The 229-nt window shown below is 67.7% G+C and carries 1 protein-coding gene (only partly in view); it reads right to left on the minus strand.

This entire window lies inside a single protein-coding gene on the minus strand: locus C1I89_RS33300, encoding a baseplate J/gp47 family protein (RefSeq protein ID WP_102776385.1). The 870-nt coding sequence extends 96 nt beyond the window's left edge and 545 nt beyond its right edge, so the window shows coding positions 546–774, spanning codon 182 (partial) through codon 258 (complete); the first complete codon in reading order (the gene reads right to left) occupies nt 226–228. Both the start codon and the stop codon lie outside the window.

Below are 229 nucleotides of genomic sequence, written 5' to 3' on the forward strand. Positions count from 1 at the left end.
CACGCGCTGTAGTCGGCTGTCTGGATCGGTTGGCCACACCACGCCGGGCGGCAGCATCGCAAACAGCAGCGCCCGGTAGTCGGCGTCGGTCAGTCCTCGATCCACTGCGCCCCTCCCCATACCGGCAGCACGCCGGTGCCATGCTCGACGTTGGCCGTCGGCCATTGCAGGTCGTAGTCCTCGACGCCCGGCGCCAGGCTGATTGCACTGCGGATGCGGCTTATCAGCA

Origin of the sequence: Achromobacter pulmonis, assembly GCF_002885955.2 — a bacterium.
In the GTDB taxonomy this organism is placed as follows: domain Bacteria; phylum Pseudomonadota; class Gammaproteobacteria; order Burkholderiales; family Burkholderiaceae_B; genus Achromobacter; species Achromobacter pulmonis_A.